General features: G+C 68.3%; 1 pseudogene. It reads right to left on the reverse strand.

Annotated features, from left to right (window positions below):
- A pseudogene (locus JFN90_RS22120) lies at positions 1–202 on the reverse strand (hypothetical protein); the annotation flags it as partial.

A 202-nucleotide genomic window follows, 5' to 3' on the forward strand; every position in this document is an offset into this window, starting at 1 on the left:
TTGGCGTACATGGCGGCCGCGGCAGCCGCGTAGTGCGGCGGGATGAAGGCCAGGTTGGTGAAGTCGGCGTTCGCCTGCAGCTGCGCCGTGATGGTCTGGCCGGTGTTGGTGCCGCTGTGGCAGGTCATGCACAGGTTGGACTCGCCCACCGCCGGGTTCACGTAGGTGGGCTCGTTGGCGAACGGCTTGGACGGCTGCACCG

It is taken from the genome of Geomonas propionica (assembly GCF_016458235.1).
Lineage (GTDB): Bacteria > Desulfobacterota > Desulfuromonadia > Geobacterales > Geobacteraceae > Geomonas > Geomonas propionica.